Consider the following 16,895-nt stretch of genomic DNA (forward strand, 5'->3'; position numbering starts at 1 on the left):
CACCATGAGCACCACCGAGCACCGTCCGCCCGTCGGCCGCCCCGCCTCGCTGCAGCGGCCGATGATGATCTCCAAGATCCACCGCGCCACCGTGACGCAGGCGGACCTGCACTACGTCGGGTCCATCACCGTGGACGCCGACCTGCTCGACGCGGCCGACCTCGTGCCCGGCCAGCAGGTCGACGTGGTCGACGTGACCAACGGCGCCCGGCTGACCACCTACGTGATCCCCGGCGAGCCCGGCTCCGGCCAGATCTGCATCAACGGCGCGGCCGCCCACCTGGTCTCCCCGGGCGACATCGTCATCCTGATCGGCTACGGCATGCTCTCGGACCACGACGCGCGCACGTTCCTGCCGCACGTCGTGTTCGTCGACGGGGACAACCGCATCGTCGAGATCAACGACGAGCCCGGGCACGTGCCCGACGGCTACGGGCTGGAGGAGAGCGGTCTGCCGATCGAGCCGTTCCAGCACGCGGGCCTGGTGCGCACGGCGTCGGGCCGGGCGTGAGCACCACGCCCGGCCCGGGACCGCGGCTGGCCCGGTCCCTCGCAGCCCCCGCGCCCGGCTGGACCGTCGAGGCCGACGCGATCGTCGTCGGCTCGGGGATCGCGGGCCTGACGGCGGCGCTGGAGCTCCGCACGCGTGTGCCGCGCGTGGTGCTCGTGACCAAGGGCGAGCTGTCCTCCGGCTCGACGGTGTGGGCGCAGGGCGGCATCGCCGCCGCGCTCGACCCGTCCGACTCGCCCGAGGCGCACCTGGCGGACACGCTCGCCGCCGGTGGCGGCGTGTCCGACCCGGCCGCCGTGCAGGTGCTGGTCACCGAGGGCCCCGAGCGGGTCCGCGAGCTCGTGGCGCGCGGTGCTGTCTTCGACAGGTCGGCCGACGGCGACATCGCGCTGGGCCGCGAGGGCGGCCACCACGCCGACCGCATCGCGCACGCCGGCGGCGACGCCACGGGCGCGGAGATCTCCCGCGCGCTGGTCGCGCAGATCGAGGCCGTGCGGCACGACCCGGGCATCGAGGTGGTCGAGAACGCGCTGGTGCTGGACGTGCTGACCACGGCGGGCGGGCGCGCCTGCGGCGTGACCCTGCACGTGCGGGGCACGGGCTCGCGCGACGGCGTCGGCGCCGTGCTGGCCCCCGCCGTCGTGCTGGCGACCGGCGGGATCGGGCAGGTCTTCCGGTCCTCCACCAACCCGGCGGGGGCGACGGGCGACGGGATCGCCGCCGCCCTGCGGGCGGGCGCCGTGCTGGGCGACCTGGAGTTCGTGCAGTTCCACCCGACCGTCCTGTGGCTCGGCTCGGGCGCCAAGGGGCAGCTCCCGCTCATCTCCGAGGCCGTGCGCGGCGAGGGCGCGCTGCTGCTCGACGTCAACGGGCACCGCTTCATGCCCGGCGTGCACGAGATGGCCGAGCTGGCGCCGCGGGACGTCGTCGCGCACGCGATCGTGCGGCAGATGGCCGCCACCGGCGCCGACAACGTGCTGCTCGACGCCCGCCACCTCGGCCGGGAGTTCCTGCGCACACGGTTCCCCACGATCAACGCGCGGCTGCTGCAGGCCGGCATCGACTGGTCCGAGGAGCCGGTGCCCGTGGCACCCGCCCAGCACTACCACTCGGGCGGCGTGGTGACCGACCTCGACGGGCGCTCGTCGGTGGACGGTCTGTACGCGGTCGGCGAGGTCGCGTGCACCGGCGTGCACGGGGCCAACCGGCTTGCGTCGAACTCGCTGCTGGAGGGCATCGTGTTCGCCTCGCGGGCGGCGCGGGACATCGTCGAGCGCATCGACACCGGAGACCTGAAGCCCGAGGAGCCGGCTTCCCGGCCGGGCGGGTCGGCGCTCGTCCCGGCCGCGGCGCGGTCGCGGATCCAGAAGGTCACGTCGGCCGGGGCGGGCGTGATCCGGTCGGCCCGGTCCCTGGCCGAGGTCGACGAGCGGCTCGGCGCCGTGCGCGCCGACGCGCACCGCGCCGCCGACGTCGTGGCCGAGCCCCAGGCCGCCGAGTGGGAGACCACCAACGTGCACATGGTCGCCCGCGCCCTGACCCGGGCGGCGTGGCTGCGCGAGGAGACCCGCGGCGGCCACTACCGCACGGACTTCCCGCGGCCCGACGACGCCTGGCGACGCCGGGTGCGGGTGCGGCTGGACGACGACGGGGTGCTGACGGTCACCTGACCTAGCATCAGGGCCCATGGGCTGGGAATTCTGGATCGACCGGGGTGGCACCTTCACCGACGTGGTCGCGCGCCACCCGGACGGCGCGCTGTCGACGCACAAGCTGCTCTCCGAGGACCCCGACCGGTACGCGGACGCCGCCGTGGCCGGCATCCAGCGGGTCCTCGCCGCGGCCGGGCAGCCCGGTACGGAGCCCGTCGACGCCGTCCGCATGGGCACCACCGTGGCAACGAACGCCCTGCTGGAGCGGGCCGGCGAGCCCACGGTGCTGGTCGTCACCCGGGGCTTCGGCGACGCCCTGCGGATCGCGTACCAGAACCGGCCGCGCATCTTCGACCGGCACATCGTGCTGCCGGAGCCCCTGTACACGCGCGTCGTCGAGGTCGACGAGCGGATCGACGCGCAGGGCAACGTCCTGCGGGCGCCCGACCTCGACGCCCTGCGCGCCGAGCTGGACCAGGCCTACCGCGACGGGTACCGCGCGGCAGCCGTGGTCTGCGTCCACTCGTACCTCTACCCCGACCACGAGCGGGCCGTCGCCGACGTCGCCACGCGTGCGGGCTTCACCCAGGTGAGCCGGTCGGCCGAGGTGAGCCCGCTGGTCAAGCTGGTGCCCCGCGGCGACACGACCGTGGTCGACGCCTACCTCTCGCCGGTGCTGCGCCGGTACGTCGACCGGGTGGCCGGCGACCTGACGGGTGTCCCGCTGCAGTTCATGCAGTCGAACGGCGGCCTGACAGAGGCGCACCGGTTCCGCGGCAAGGACGCGATCCTGTCCGGACCGGCGGGCGGGATCGTCGGCATGGTGCGGATGTCGGCGCTCGCGGGCTTCGACCACGTGATCGGGTTCGACATGGGCGGCACCTCGACCGACGTGTCGCACTACGCGGGCGAGCTCGAGCGCGTCTTCGACACCGACGTCGCCGGGGTGCGGGTGCGGGCCCCGATGCTCGACATCCACACCGTCGCGGCGGGCGGCGGGTCGATCCTGCACTTCGACGGGAGCCGGTACCGCGTGGGCCCCGACTCCGCGGGCGCCGTCCCGGGGCCGGCCTGCTACCGCGGCGGCGGCCCGCTGACCGTGACGGACGCGAACGTGCTGCTCGGCCGGATCCAGCCGACGCACTTCCCGTCGGTGTTCGGCCCGCAGGGCGACCAGCCGCTCGACGCCGCCGTCGTGCGCCAGAAGTTCGCCGAGCTCACGGACGTCATCGGTGACGGCAGGACGCCGGAGGAGGTGGCCGAGGGGTTCCTCGCGGTGGCCGTGGCGAACATGGCCGGCGCGGTCAAGAAGATCACCGTGCGCAAGGGGCACGACGTCACCCGGTACGCCCTGACCTCCTTCGGGGGAGCGGGCGGACAGCACGCCTGCGCGGTGGCCGACGCCCTGGGGATCGAGACGGTGCTGGTGCCGCCGATGGCCGGCGTGCTCTCCGCCCTCGGCATCGGCCTCGCCGACACCACGGTCATGCGCGAGCAGGCGGTCGAGGCCCCGCTGGAGCCCGGCGCCCTGAACCGGCTCGACGAGGTCGCCGACGCGCTCGAGCGCGCCGCCCGTGCCGACCTGGCCGAGCAGGGCGTGCCGGCCGCCGCGGAGGTCGTCGTCAACCGGCGCGTCCACCTGCGCTACGACGGCACCGACACCACCGTGGTGGTGCGTCTCGGCGGCCTCGACGGGATGGTGGACCAGTTCGAGGCGGCACATCGGACCATGTACTCGTTCCTGCTCGACCGCGCGCTCGTCGTCGAGGCGATCTCCGTGGAGTCCGTGGCGCTCACGGCCCAGCCGGACCTCTCGGCGTCGGGACTCGCCGCGCCGGACGCCGGGCCGGACGCCCGGCCAGGTCCCGGATCGGGCGTCACGGACCTCGAACCTCCTGTCGAGACCGTGCGGGTGTTCGCCGGTGGGGCCTGGCACGACTGCCCCCTGTACCGGCGGGAGAGCCTCGCGCCCGGTCAGGTCGTGACCGGGCCCGCGGTCCTGGTCGAGGAGAACGCGACCACGGTCGTCGAGCCGGGCTGGCGCGCCGAGGCGAGCACCACGGGACACCTCGTCGTCCGCAGGTCCGAGCCGCGCGCACGCGACGAGGTGTCCGCCGTCGCCGACCCGGTGCTGCTGGAGATCTTCAACAGCCTCTTCATGTCGATCGCCGAGCAGATGGGTTCGCGCCTGGAGGCGACGGCTCAGTCGGTGAACATCAAGGAACGCCTCGACTTCTCGTGCGCGCTGTTCGACCCCGACGGCAACCTGGTGGCGAACGCGCCGCACATCCCGGTGCACCTCGGCTCCATGGGCACCTCCGTGAAGGAGGTGATCGCCCGGCGTCGCGGCACGATGCGGCCGGGCGACACGTTCGCGGTCAACGACCCGTTCCACGGCGGGACCCACCTGCCGGACATCACCGTGATCACCCCGGTCTTCGGCGAACCCGGGGCCGAGCCCCGAGCCGGTGACGACGAGATCCTGTACTACGTGGCCTCCCGCGGCCACCACGCCGAGATCGGCGGGATCGCGCCGGGATCGATGCCTGCCAACAGCACGGACATCGATCAGGAGGGCGTGCTCCTCGACAACTGGCTGCTCGTCCAGGGCGGGCGGTTCCGCGAGGCCGAGACCCGTGACCTGCTGGCCTCGGCGCGCTGGCCCTCGCGGGGGATCGACACGAACCTCGCCGACCTGCGTGCCCAGGTGGCGGCGAACGCCAAGGGCGTCGAGGAGATCCACGCCATGGTGGCCCGCTACGGGCTCGACGTCGTCCAGGCCTACATGCGCCACGTCCAGGACAACGCGGCCGAGGCGGTGCGCCGCGTGATCGACACGCTGTCCGACGGCGAGCTGGAGTACACCACCGACAGCGGCGCGACCATCGCGGTGCGGGTGAGTGTCGACCGGGCCGCCCGCCGCGCCACCATCGACTTCACCGGCACGTCCGCCCAGCTCGCCACGAACTTCAACGCGCCGTCGTCCGTGGCGACCGCCGCCGTGCTCTACGTGTTCCGGACCCTGGTCGCGGACGACATCCCGCTCAACGACGGCTGCCTGCGGCCGCTGTCGATCGTGATCCCGCCGGGCACCATGCTGTCGCCGCGGTACCCGGCAGCGGTGGTGGCCGGCAACGTCGAGACCAGCCAGGCGATCACGGGCGCGCTGTACGGCGCGCTCGGCGTCCAGGCGGAGGGCTCGGGGACGATGAACAACCTGACCTTCGGGGACACGACGCGGCAGTACTACGAGACCATCGCGTCCGGTTCCGGGGCCGGCGACGGGTTCGACGGCGCGTCAGCGGTACAGACGCACATGACCAACTCGCGGCTCACCGATCCCGAGGTGCTGGAGATGCGGTTCCCGGTGCTGGTGCGGGACTTCTCGGTACGCACGGGGTCGGGCGGTGCGGGCCGCTGGCGAGGTGGTGACGGCGTCACACGAGCGCTGGAGTTCCGCGAGCCGATGAGCGCCAGCCTGCTGACCGGGCACCGGCGCGTGGCACCGTACGGGATGGCCGGAGGCGCACCCGGGGCGCTCGGCAGCAACGGCGTGCGGCGCGCCGACGGCAGCGTCGAACGCCTCGCCGGCTGCGACCGCGTGGAGCTCGGTGCCGGGGACGTGCTGGTCATCGAGACCCCGGGCGGGGGTGGCTACGGCGCCCGCCGCCCGCCGGATACGGTGACCCCGTGAGCACCCTCCCCGTCTTCGCCACCGCCTCCACGGTCACCCCCGGCCTCGACCCCGCCTGGGTCGCCCGCACGGTCGAGGTCGCCCTCGACGAGGACCTGGGCCCCACCCCGGGCCGTGACGTGACGTCGCAGGCGACCATCCCGCCGTCGGCCGCCGGGGTGGCCGACCTCGTGGCGCGCGAGGAGGGCGTGGTCGCCGGTCTCGTCGTGGTGCCGGAGGTGCTGGGCCAGGTCGCGGAACGCCTGGGACTCCCGACCCCGGGTGTGGTCTTCCACGCGCAGGACGGCGATGCCGTGACCGCGGGGCAGGTGCTGGCGAGCCTGGAGGGCCGCACGCAGGTGCTGCTCGTGGCCGAGCGCACCCTGCTCAACCTGGCCAGCCGCGCGTCCGGCGTCGCGACCGCCACGCGCGCGTTCGCCCGCGAGCTGGAGGGCACGGGCGCCCAGGTGCTCGACACCCGCAAGACGACGCCGGGCCTGCGGGCCCTGCAGAAGTACGCCGTGCGCGCGGGCGGCGGCACCAACAAGCGCATGGGCCTGTACGACGTGGCCATGGTCAAGGACAACCACGTGGTGGCGGCCGGCTCGGTCGCCGCGGCGATCCGTGCGGTGCGCGAGATGTTCCCCGACGTCCAGATCCAGGTCGAGGCCGACACGACGGCCCAGGCGCTGGAGGCCCTGGCCTCGGGCGCGGACTTCCTGCTGCTCGACAACATGGAGCCGGCCCGCCTCGCGGAGACGGTCGCTGCCGTGCGCGCGCGGGAGGGGAAGGACGGCGTCCCGGCGCACGTCGAGCTCGAGGCGACGGGCAACCTGACGCTCGACAAGGCGCGGGACGTCGCGGCCACGGGTGTGGACTTCCTGTCCGTGGGCGCGCTGACGCACAGCGCGCCCATCCTGGACCTGGCCCTGGACCTGCGCGCCTGATCCTTTTTCTCCGGGATTCCGGGATATCTGCCCGGCCTGGTGTGTCCAACCGGGCGGATAAAGAGAACTCGGCGGGTGATGCGCACCGATAGAATCGCCTCCGTGACGACCGAGAACCCCGCTGCCGAGAACGCCGCGACCCCGCCGACCGACGACCTGCCCGAGCAGCTGCGGATCCGGCGCGAGAAGCGTGAGCGCCTCCTGGCGCAGGGCACCGAGGCCTACCCGGTCAGCGTTCCGGTCACCGACACGATCGCGGAGGTCCGCGAGAAGTACGGGCACCTCGAGGCGGGCCGGGAGACGGACGACGTCGTCGGCGTGGCCGGCCGCGTCGTGTTCATCCGTATCGGCGGCAAGCTGTGCTTCGTCACGCTGCAGGACGGCGAGGGCAACCGCCTCCAGGGCATGCTGAGCCTGGCCGTGCTCGGCGAGGAGGCGCTGGCCGCCTTCAAGTCCGACGTCGACCTGGGCGACCACCTCTTCCTGCACGGCCGCGTCGGCGCGTCCCGGCGGGGCGAGCTGAGCATCTTCGCCGACGAGTGGCGCATGGCGGCCAAGTCCCTGCGGCCCCTCCCGGTGCTGCACAAGGACCTGTCCGAGGAGGCGCGGGTCCGCCAGCGGTACGTGGACCTCATCGCGCGCCCGGCGGCCCGTGACATGGTGCGCCTGCGCTCCGGCGTGGTGCGTTCCCTGCGGGAGAACTTCTATCGGCGCAGCTTTCTCGAGGTCGAGACGCCGATGCTGCAGACCATTGCCTCCGGCGCCACGGCGCGCCCTTTCTCGACGCACATGAATGCGTACGACCTGGAGCTCTTCCTGCGGATCGCGCCCGAGATCTTCCTGAAGAAGGCGGTCGTCGGCGGCGTCGAGAAGGTTTTCGAGATCAACCGCAACTTCCGTAACGAGGGCGCGGACTCGTCGCACTCGCCGGAGTTCGCCATGCTCGAGGCGTACGAGGCCTACGGCGATTACAACACCATCGGCGCGCTCACCCAGGATCTGGTGCAGACCGCGGCGCAGGACGTTCTCGGCACCACGCTGGTGACCCTTCCCGACGGCTCCGAGTACGAGCTGGGCGGCGAATGGGCAAATCTGCGGATGTACGACACGCTCTCCGAAAGCCTCGGCGAGGAGATCACCGCCGACACCTCCGTCGAGGAGCTCGAGAAGATCGCCGAGCGGCTCGATGTCGAGGTCGGCAACAAGAAGATCCTCAATCACGGAAAGCTCGTCGAGACGCTCTGGGAGCACCGGGTGGGCGACCACCTGACGGCACCGACGTTCGTCCGGGATTTCCCGGTCGAGACGTCGCCGCTCACGCGCGACCACCGCTCGGAAAAGGGCCAGGTCGAGAAGTGGGACCTGTACGTGCGCGGCTTCGAGCTGGCCACGGGCTATTCCGAGCTGGTCGACCCCGTGATCCAGCGCCAGCGCTTCGAGGCGCAGGCCAGGATGGCCGCAGCCGGCGACGACGAGGCCATGCTGCTCGACGAGGATTTCCTGACCGCGATGGAATTCGCGATGCCCCCTTCGGGCGGAATGGGCATGGGGATCGACCGCCTGCTCATGGCCCTGACGGGCCACGGCATCCGGGAGACCATCCTTTTCCCGCTGGTGAAGCCGCAGGCCTGAGGATTTCGGCCGCGCAGACGAGTATGTGAGGATCTTGTGATGGATACGACGCTTGCGGTGCTCGCAGGGCTGACGCCCTCGGTCGGGGTCGGCCTGTTGTTCTGGTTTGCGATGCGAAAGATCCTCCGGGCGGACCGCCACGAGCGTGAGGCTCTCGAGCGAATGGATCGCGAGGGCATGACGGTGACGGCGGAAAACACCAGGAATTCCGCTTCGCACTGATCCGCGCGGGTGAGGTTATCCGCACCGGCCTTCACGGATCAAATCCGCGCACTTCACGAACCCGGGTGAAGTTTTCGTGATCGGTGTCACATGCTCATTATTGACATGTCAATATTGAGTGCGGCATGCTCGCGAACTAACCCCGGAATTTGTGGCGCGGAAGGGAAGTACCCGTATGGTTCAGAAGGTTCAGCTTGTTCTCGAAGACGACATCGATGGCGGTGCCGCCGACGAGACCGTGAACTTCGGCCTCGACGGCGTCTCCTACGAGATCGACCTCAATGCCGAGCACGCGGCCCAGCTGCGTGATTCGCTCGCTTCGTGGGTCGGCCACGCTCGCAAGGTGAAGTCCGCGGTCGCGCGGACCGCCACCACGCGCCGGTCCCGCTCCGGAAGTGACACCGCAGCGGTGCGTGAATGGGCCAAGGCCAACGGCTACACGGTCAGCGACCGTGGGCGCATCTCGGCCGAGGTGCAGGACGCCTACGCGAAGGCGAACGGCTGACGCCGACGTACTCACGACGGCACATCGCGCCCCGGCACCCCTCGACGAGGGGCGGCCGGGGCGCCGTGCTTTCCCGGCCGGAGCACACCTCGGACGTCATTAGGCTGCTCGCATGAGCAACCCCACCACCGCCCTGTGGATCGGCACCTATCCGAAGGCCGGGGCCGAGCCGGGCACCGGTGAGGGCATCTGGCGCGCCGAGATCGACGCGGCCGGACGGTTCGCGGGCGCCGGGCTCGCCGCCCCGGTCGCCTCGCCGTCGTTCCTCGCGCTCGACCCGTCGGGGCGCACGCTCCTGGCGGTCGGCGAGACCGAGCCGGGCGCGCTCACGACGTTCCACGTGTCCGACGACGGCACGCTCGCCCTCGCGGGCACGGCCGCCTCGGGCGGTGCGAGCCCCTGCCACGTCGTCGGCACCGGCTCCGCGGCGTGGGTCGCCAACTACGGCGACGGCGTCGCCGCCGTCGTGCCCCTGACCGGCTCCGGCGTGCCGGGGGAGGCCCGCACCTTCCCGCACGAGGGGACGGGCCCGGTGACGGACCGGCAGGAGGGTTCGCACGCCCACTTCGTGCACCCGTGGGGCGACGACCGCGTGCTCGTGGCCGACCTCGGCACCGACGAGCTGCGCACCTACCCGCTGGACGGGTCCGGCCCGGCGGACGGCGAGATCGCCGCCGTCCTGCCGCCCGGCACGGGGCCCCGCCACCTGGTCGAGCTGCCCGACGGCACGATCCTGCTCGCGGGCGAGCTGGACTGCCGCCTGCACGTGCTGGTCCCCGCGGGTCCGGGCCGCCTGGAGCCCGTCGGCTCGGTGGCGATCACCGCCCGCACCCTGCCCGACGGCGCCCCCGGCTACCCCTCGCACATCACCGTCGCCGGGGACCTCGTGCACGTGGGCGTCCGTGGCCCGGACGTCCTGGCGGTGTTCCGGGTGCGCGCGGCGGACGCCGCGGGGGCGGCGCAGGGCAGCCCCGCCGTCGGCCACCTGACGATCGAGAACGTCGCCGACGTCGAGCTCGGCGCCGGCGCCTGGCCGCGCCACCACGCGGTCCTGGCCGACGGCGAGGTCGTGGTCGTGGCCGCGCAGAGCACGGACGAGCTCGTCGCCGTCCGGCTCGACCGCGCGTCGGGCCAGGGCGAGATCACCGACCGACTGGAGCTGCCCGTGCCCGCGTGCGTCCTGGAGGCGTGATGCGTGACAGCCTGCCGCCCGGTCTCGTGGAGCCGGACGCCCCCCGTCCGCTCCGGATCGCGATGGTCTCCGTGCACACGTCGCCGCTGGAGCAGCCCGGGACGGGCGACGCCGGCGGCATGAACGTGTACGTGCTGGAGCTGTCGAAGGCGCTGGCCCGCCGGGGCGCGCAGGTGGAGATCTACACCCGGGCGACGACGTCGGCCCAGCCCAAGGTGACCGATGCCGAACCCGGCGTCCGCGTGGTGCACGTGGCCGCCGGGCCCTACGAGGGGTTGGACAAGAACGACCTGCCGGGGCAGCTGTGCGCCTTCGCCGCGGGCGTGCTGCGCGCCGAGGCGCACCGCCCCGAGGGCTGGTACGACGTGCTGCACACCCACTACTGGCTCTCCGGCCAGGTGGGCTGGATCGCGGCGGAGCGCTGGGACGTGCCGCTGGTGCACACCATGCACACCATGGCGCGCGTCAAGAACGCCTCCCTCGCGCCGGGGGACGCCCCCGAGCCGCAGGGCCGGATCATCGGCGAGGAGCAGGTGGTCGCCGAGTCCGACGCGCTGGTCGCGAACACGGGCCAGGAGGCCGCCGATCTGGTGCGCGACTACCAGGCCGATCCCGCCCTGGTGCGCGTGGTGCAGCCGGGTGTGGACCTGGGGGTGTTCGCGCCGCCGCAGGACGCCGCCGACCCCGTCGCGTGCGCCCGGCAGCGGGCCGAGCTCCGGGAGCGGCTCGCGCTGCCGACGGACCGCAAGATCGTGCTGTTCGCGGGGCGGGTGCAGCTCCTCAAGGGGCCGGACGTGCTGGTCCGGGCGCTGGGGGAGCGGGTCTGGTCGGAGGGCGACGGGCAGCCGCCGCTGCTCGTGGTGCTGGGCGGCGCTTCCGGGCGGCCCACTGCCGTCCGCGAGCTCGAGGCGCTCGCCTACCAGGAGGGCGTGGCCGCGCACGTGCGCGTGCGGCCCCCGGTGCCGCAGGAGACGCTCGCCGACTACTTCCGCGCCGCCGACCTGGTGGCCGTGCCGTCACACAGCGAGTCGTTCGGGCTGGTCGCGGCCGAGGCCCAGGCGTCGGGCACGCCGGTCGTCGCCGCGGCCGTGGGCGGCCTGCGCACTGTGGTCCAGGACGGCGTCTCCGGCGTCCTCGTGCCCGACCACGAGCCCGAGAGCTGGGCCCTGGTCCTCAAGAGCCTCCTGGACGACGACGAGCTGCGTGCGCGCCTGGCCGTCGGCGCCCGCGGCTCGGCGACCCGGTTCGGCTGGGACCGCGCCGCCGACGAGATGCTGGACGTCTACGAGCAGGCCCGCAAGCACCACGCCGAGGCCCGCCGCGCCTGCGGCCGGGGTCCGTCCACGCTCTGAGACCACGGGACGGGCGGCATCATCGGCCCCGGAAAAGTGCGGCAGGATGGAGCCCATGACCTACACCCTCGTGCTGCTCCGCCACGGCGAGAGCGAGTGGAACGCCAAGAACCTGTTCACCGGCTGGGTGGACGTGGCCCTCTCCGAGAAGGGCGTCGAGGAGGCCAAGCGCGGTGGCGCGCTCCTCAAGGAGGCCGGGGTGAACCCGGACGTCCTGCACACGTCGCTGCTGCGCCGCGCCATCATGACGGCGAACCTGGCGCTCGACGTCGCCGACCGGCACTGGATCCCGGTCAAGCGGAGCTGGCGCCTGAACGAGCGCCACTACGGAGCGCTGCAGGGCAAGGACAAGAAGCAGACGCTCGAGGAGTTCGGCGAGGAGCAATTCATGCTCTGGCGCCGCTCGTACGACGTCCCGCCGCCGGAGATCGAGCTGGGCTCCGAGTTCAGCCAGGACGCGGACCCGCGCTACGCCGACGCCCCCGTCGTGCGCACGGAGGCGCTGAAGCTCGTCCTCGAGCGCGCGCTGCCGTACTGGGAGAGCGAGATCGTCCCCGACCTCAAGGCCGGCAAGACCGTGCTGGTCGCGGCGCACGGCAACTCGCTGCGGGCCCTCGTGAAGCACCTCGACGGCGTCTCGGACGAGGCCATCGCCGGGCTGAACATCCCGACGGGCATCCCGCTGGTCTACGAGCTGGACGAGGAGACCCTCGCGCCGGTGAAGCCGGGCGGCACGTACCTGGACCCGGAGGCCGCGAAGGACGCGATCGCGGCAGTGGCCAACCAGGGCCGCTGACCCACCCCGTGACACACCGTTGAGTGCTGGCTATTTGTGCTTCTGAGAGGCTCAGAAGCACAAATAGCCAGCACTCAACGGTGTGTGGCGGCAGGAGCAGGGCGTCACTCCTCCGGGAAGTCGCCCGTGACCAGGAACGTCACGCGGCGGGCGACCGACACACCGTGGTCGCCGAACCGCTCGTAGTAGCGGCCCACCAGCGTCACGTCGACGGCCTCCTGCACGGTGCCCTGCCAGCCGGGCGCCAGGAGCGTGTTGAACGTCTCCTGGTGCAGCTCGTCGATGATGTCGTCGTCGCGCTCGATCGCCTCCGCCACCGACAGGTCGCGCGTGGCGAGCAGCTTCGTGGTGCGCTGCGCCACCCGGACGGCGGCGTCGTGCATCTTGGCGAAGGTGTCCCGGGCCTCGGGGACGATCGCCTGGGCCGGGTAGCGCCCGCGCGCCACCTGGGCGACGTGGCGGGCGAGGTCGCCCATCCGCTCCAGCGAGGCGCTCATGCGCAGGGCGCTGACGACCACGCGCAGGTCGGTCGCGACCGGGGCCTGCTGCGCGAGCAGGTGCACGCACCGCTCGTCGAGCGAGTCCTCGATGGCGTCGATGGTCTTGTCGGAGGCGATCACCTCCTGCGCGAGCTGGAGGTCGGCCTCCAGCAGCGCCGTTCCTGCGCGGGTGATGGCGGACTCGACGAGCCTGCTCATCTCGGTCAGGTCCTCGCCGACCTGCTGGAGCTCGGCATCGAAGATCTGTCGCATCGGTTTCCTCTCGCACTCGGGGCGCGCGGACGGTTCGCGTCCGCTGTCGCGCCGCCGTGAGGCGGGCAGGGCCGACGCGCGGCCGGGCCGACCGCCCGGACACGTCCCGGAACGGCGCACGGCACAGCTACCGCCCGCACCCACCTAGGTTCGGCGGTGCGATGTACTGGGAGGTTAACGCTCTTCCTCCCTGACATGAACAGTAGGCGACGCGATCCTCCGACCGCCTGCCCACGTCCGTCAGCGGTTGAAACGTCGACCTACCCTGGAGGCGTGGACGGAATCATCTCCGGGGTACCGGTGCTGGTCGCCGGAATTCTCGGCGTGATCGTCGGCGTGGTCGCCACCGTGGCGTTCCGCGTCTCCGAACGGCATCAGCACACCCTGCCCCCGACCGAACCCGACGAGCTCGACGCGGGCCTCGTCCGTGTGCTCTCCGTGCTGCGCTCCGCCGCCGTGGTGCTCGACGGCGAGGACGAGGTGATCCGCGCGTCGCCGCCGGCCTACGCCCTCGGCGTGGTGCGCAACGACGCCCTGGTGCACGCCGCCATCACGGACCTGGTCGCCCTCGTGCGGCGCGACGGCGTGATCCGTGAGCAGGAGCTGGAGCTGCCCCGCGGACCGGTGGGCCAGGGCACGGTGCTGCTGCAGGTGCGCGTGGCGCCGCTCGGCCTGGACCGCGTGCTGGTGCTCGCCGAGGACCGCACGGAGGCCCGCCGCGTCGAGGCGATCCGCCGCGACTTCGTGGTCAACGTGTCCCACGAGCTGAAGACGCCGGTCGGCGCGCTCGCGCTGCTCGCGGAGACGGTGGCCGACGCCGCCGACGATCCCGTCGCGGTGCGCCGGTTCACCGAGCGCATGCAACGGGAGGCCGTCCGGCTGTCCGCGCTGGTGCAGGAGATCATCGAGCTGTCCCGGCTGCAGGGCGCGGGCGCGGTCCCCAAGCTGACCCCCGTCCCGATCCGCGAGGTCGTGGAGGAGGCGGTCGACCGGGCGCGCACCACGGCCCAGGCCAAGAACATCGCGATCACCATGGGCGGGGACCTGGACACCGAGGTGTACGGCGACCACAACCTCCTGGTCACCGCGGTCCGCAACCTGGTCGACAACGCCGTCGCCTACTCCGGGCCCGCCAGCCGGGTGGGCGTCGGGGTCAACGAGCGCGGCGGGCTCGTCGAGATCGCCGTAGTGGACCAGGGCGTCGGCATCGCGGAGGACGCGCAGGACCGCGTCTTCGAGCGCTTCTACCGCGTGGACCCGGCACGCTCGCGCGACACCGGCGGGACCGGCCTGGGGCTCAGCATCGTCAAGCACGTCGCGGCCGACCACGGCGGCGACGTCCAGATGTGGTCCGAGCCCGGGCGGGGCTCGACCTTCACGCTACGGATCCCGTCCGCCGACCGGCCCGAGAGCGCCGGCCGCACGGGCCGCGTCACCCCGCCCCGGCTGGCGGACGTCGTCCGCGAGGGCGAGCAGCAGGACGAGCAGGACCAGCACGACCCGCAGGACCAGCACGGCCCGCAGGACCAGCACAAGGCCGCGGACACCGCGGCCACGAAGAACGAGGAGGTAGGTGCGTGACGCGCATCCTGGTGGTCGAGGACGAGGAGTCGTACCGGGACCCGCTGACGTACCAGCTGACCCGCGAGGGGTTCGAGGTGGTCGAGGCCGCCGACGGCGTCTCGGCGCTCGCCGCGTACGACGCGGAGGGGGCGGACCTGGTGCTGCTCGACCTCATGCTGCCCGGGCTGTCGGGCACCGAGGTGTGCCGCGAGCTCCGCGCCCGCGGCGACGTGCCGGTCATCATGCTGACCGCGAAGGACTCCGAGATCGACAAGGTGGTGGGCCTGGAGCTCGGGGCCGACGACTACGTGACCAAGCCGTACTCGTACCGGGAGCTGTTGGCCCGGGTGCGGGCCGTGCTGCGGCGCCGGCAGCCCACCGACTCCACGGAGCAGGACGAGGACGGCGTGCTGGAGGTGGGCCCGGTCCGGATGGACGTGGAGCGGCACACCGTGGCCGTCTCGGGGGAGAGCGTGGCCCTGCCGCTCAAGGAGTTCGACCTGCTCGAGCTGCTGATGCGCAACGCCGGCCGGGTGCTGACCCGCGGCCAGCTCATCGACCGCGTCTGGGGTGCCGACTACGTGGGCGACACCAAGACGCTCGACGTCCACGTCAAGCGCATCCGCTCGAAGATCGAGCCCGACCCGGGCACCCCGAAGTACCTGCTCACGGTGCGCGGCCTGGGCTATAAGCTGGCCGACGACGAGGGGTGAGCCCCGGTGAGGTGCGCCCCGGACGTGGCGCACCTCACGGGTGAGACGTGAACGCTGGTCATCTTCCGTTCACCCCGCGTTTGCTCGTGGGACCGCGCTCCTGAGTAGTTTCGCGAAGCGTGAGCACCCCCCGTTACACCCGCCTCGTCTCCGCCGCCACCGCCGGCGCCCTCGTGCTGCCGCTCGCGGGCTGCGCAGCGGCCGGACTGCCCGGATTCGGCGGCGCGGTGGAGCCGACGCCAGCCGCCGAGGCGAAGGTCGTCGTCGCCGGCACGTTCGTCGGGGCCGGCGCGTCGTCCCAGGAGTCGGCGATGGAGGCCTGGATCAGCGGGTTCCAGGAGCAGCACCCCGACGCCGCGGTCAGCTACGACCCCGTCGGGTCGGGCGACGGGCGCGCGTCGTTCCTCGCGGGCGACACGGCCTTCGGCGCCTCCGACGTCGCGCTGAGCGACGAGGAGATGGCGGCCTCCGGCCCGGCCTGCGACGGCGGCAACGCGATCGACCTGCCGGTCTACATCAGCCCGATCGCGGTGGCCTTCAACGTCGAGGGGGTCGACCAGCTCAACCTGTCCTCGGACCTCATCGCGCGGATCTTCACGGGTCAGGTCACCCGGTGGGACGACCCGGCGATCGTCGCGGCCAACCCCGAGGTGAAGCTGCCCGCGCTGGAGATCACCCCGGTGCACCGGTCCGACGACTCGGGCACCACCGAGAACTTCACCGACTACCTGCACGCGACGGCACCCGGCGCCTGGCCGTACCCGCCGGACGGCGTCTGGCCGCTGCCGGAGGGCTTCGCGGCCGAGGGGACGGGCGGCGTCACGGACACGGTCCGCTCCACGCCGGGCGGCATCACCTACGCCGACGCCTCGCGCACGTCCGACCTCGGGCGCGCGGCCATCCAGGTGGGGGACGAGTACGTGCCCTACAGCGCGGACGCCGCGGCCGCCGTCGTCGACATCTCGCCGCGGATCGAGAACCGCTACGAGCACGACCTCGCCTTCGCCCTCGACCGGACGATCGACAAGCCCTTCGCCTACCCGATGGTGCTCGTGTCCTACCTCGTCGTGTGCTCGCGGTACGAGGACAAGGCGGAGGGCAGGTTCGTCAAGGAGTTCGTCGCGTACGTCGCGTCGCCCGACGGGCAGCAGCGCGCGGCCGCGGCGGCGGGCAACGCCGCGATCTCGCCCGACGTCCAGGCCTGGATCGCCGAGGCCGCGAAGGCCATCTACCTGACCCGGGACCGTCCGGAGGAGCAGGCGGGCGGATGACCCCGGGAGCACACGGCGGGTGGCACGCGCCAGGCCGTGTCATGGTGATCGTGTTGCGTATCACCCGCTTCCCGCGGGCTTGTTCACCCTCCGTTTACCTGGACCTGGTGAGCA

14 protein-coding genes are annotated in these 16,895 nt (G+C 72.7%); 13 read left to right on the top strand and 1 reads right to left on the bottom strand.

Annotated elements, in window-relative coordinates; all coding sequences use genetic code 11:
- Positions 1-4 precede the first annotated feature (4 nt).
- The 10 genes from panD (at position 5) to ACH45N_RS22110 (ending at position 12,482) form a co-directional block, all read left to right on the top strand.
- Entirely contained in the window at positions 5-511 is a 507-nt protein-coding gene (gene panD / locus ACH45N_RS22065) for an aspartate 1-decarboxylase (RefSeq protein WP_397397873.1), read from the top strand.
- Positions 508-2,181, top strand: a complete 1,674-nt coding sequence (locus ACH45N_RS22070) for an L-aspartate oxidase (RefSeq protein ID WP_397397875.1) — start codon at positions 508-510, stop codon at positions 2,179-2,181. Before panD ends, ACH45N_RS22070 begins: the two co-directional genes overlap by 4 nt.
- Positions 2,182-2,197: 16 nt before the next feature.
- Positions 2,198-5,857 (top strand): hydantoinase B/oxoprolinase family protein, encoded by a 3,660-nt coding sequence (locus tag ACH45N_RS22075; RefSeq protein ID WP_397397877.1) that lies wholly within the window; start codon positions 2,198-2,200, stop codon positions 5,855-5,857.
- Positions 5,854-6,783: a carboxylating nicotinate-nucleotide diphosphorylase gene (gene nadC, locus ACH45N_RS22080; protein ID WP_397397880.1), complete on the top strand. Its 930-nt coding sequence runs from the start codon at positions 5,854-5,856 to the stop codon at positions 6,781-6,783. Before ACH45N_RS22075 ends, nadC begins: the two co-directional genes overlap by 4 nt.
- A gap of 78 nt (positions 6,784-6,861) precedes the next feature.
- Positions 6,862-8,415, top strand: coding sequence for a lysine--tRNA ligase (lysS, locus tag ACH45N_RS22085; protein ID WP_397397882.1), 1,554 nt, complete (start codon positions 6,862-6,864; stop codon positions 8,413-8,415).
- 39 nt (positions 8,416-8,454) lie between these two features.
- A complete protein-coding gene (locus ACH45N_RS22090) occupies positions 8,455-8,637 on the top strand; it encodes a hypothetical protein (protein ID WP_397397885.1) in 183 nt (60 codons plus the stop codon).
- 175 nt (positions 8,638-8,812) lie between these two features.
- Positions 8,813-9,142: an Lsr2 family protein gene (locus tag ACH45N_RS22095; RefSeq protein WP_285105368.1), complete on the top strand. Its 330-nt coding sequence runs from the start codon at positions 8,813-8,815 to the stop codon at positions 9,140-9,142.
- A gap of 112 nt (positions 9,143-9,254) precedes the next feature.
- Positions 9,255-10,334: a lactonase family protein gene (locus ACH45N_RS22100; protein WP_397397888.1), complete on the top strand. Its 1,080-nt coding sequence runs from the start codon at positions 9,255-9,257 to the stop codon at positions 10,332-10,334.
- Complete coding sequence (gene mshA, locus ACH45N_RS22105) at positions 10,334-11,686, top strand: D-inositol-3-phosphate glycosyltransferase (protein WP_397397891.1); 1,353 nt, start codon at positions 10,334-10,336, stop codon at positions 11,684-11,686. The genes ACH45N_RS22100 and mshA overlap by 1 nt, the downstream gene beginning before the upstream one ends.
- A gap of 55 nt (positions 11,687-11,741) precedes the next feature.
- Positions 11,742-12,482 (top strand): phosphoglyceromutase, encoded by a 741-nt coding sequence (locus ACH45N_RS22110; protein ID WP_397397893.1) that lies wholly within the window; start codon positions 11,742-11,744, stop codon positions 12,480-12,482.
- A gap of 104 nt (positions 12,483-12,586) precedes the next feature.
- Here the strand turns inward: ACH45N_RS22110 and phoU are convergent, their stop codons facing one another.
- Positions 12,587-13,234: a phosphate signaling complex protein PhoU gene (gene phoU / locus ACH45N_RS22115; protein ID WP_397397896.1), complete on the bottom strand. Its 648-nt coding sequence runs from the start codon at positions 13,232-13,234 to the stop codon at positions 12,587-12,589.
- A 273-nt stretch (positions 13,235-13,507) separates the two neighbouring features.
- Here phoU and ACH45N_RS22120 point away from each other — a divergent pair, with 273 nt between their 5' ends.
- The 3 genes from ACH45N_RS22120 (at position 13,508) to pstS (ending at position 16,781) form a co-directional block, all read left to right on the top strand.
- Complete coding sequence (locus tag ACH45N_RS22120) at positions 13,508-14,815, top strand: sensor histidine kinase (protein WP_397397899.1); 1,308 nt, start codon at positions 13,508-13,510, stop codon at positions 14,813-14,815.
- Entirely contained in the window at positions 14,812-15,510 is a 699-nt protein-coding gene (locus ACH45N_RS22125; protein ID WP_397397901.1) for a response regulator transcription factor, read from the top strand. Before ACH45N_RS22120 ends, ACH45N_RS22125 begins: the two co-directional genes overlap by 4 nt.
- A gap of 119 nt (positions 15,511-15,629) precedes the next feature.
- A complete protein-coding gene (pstS, locus tag ACH45N_RS22130) occupies positions 15,630-16,781 on the top strand; it encodes a phosphate ABC transporter substrate-binding protein PstS (RefSeq protein ID WP_397397904.1) in 1,152 nt (383 codons plus the stop codon).
- Positions 16,782-16,895: the final 114 nt, after the last annotated feature.

Source organism: Promicromonospora sp. NPDC019610 (assembly GCF_044389365.1).
Classification (GTDB): Bacteria; Actinomycetota; Actinomycetes; order Actinomycetales; family Cellulomonadaceae; genus Promicromonospora.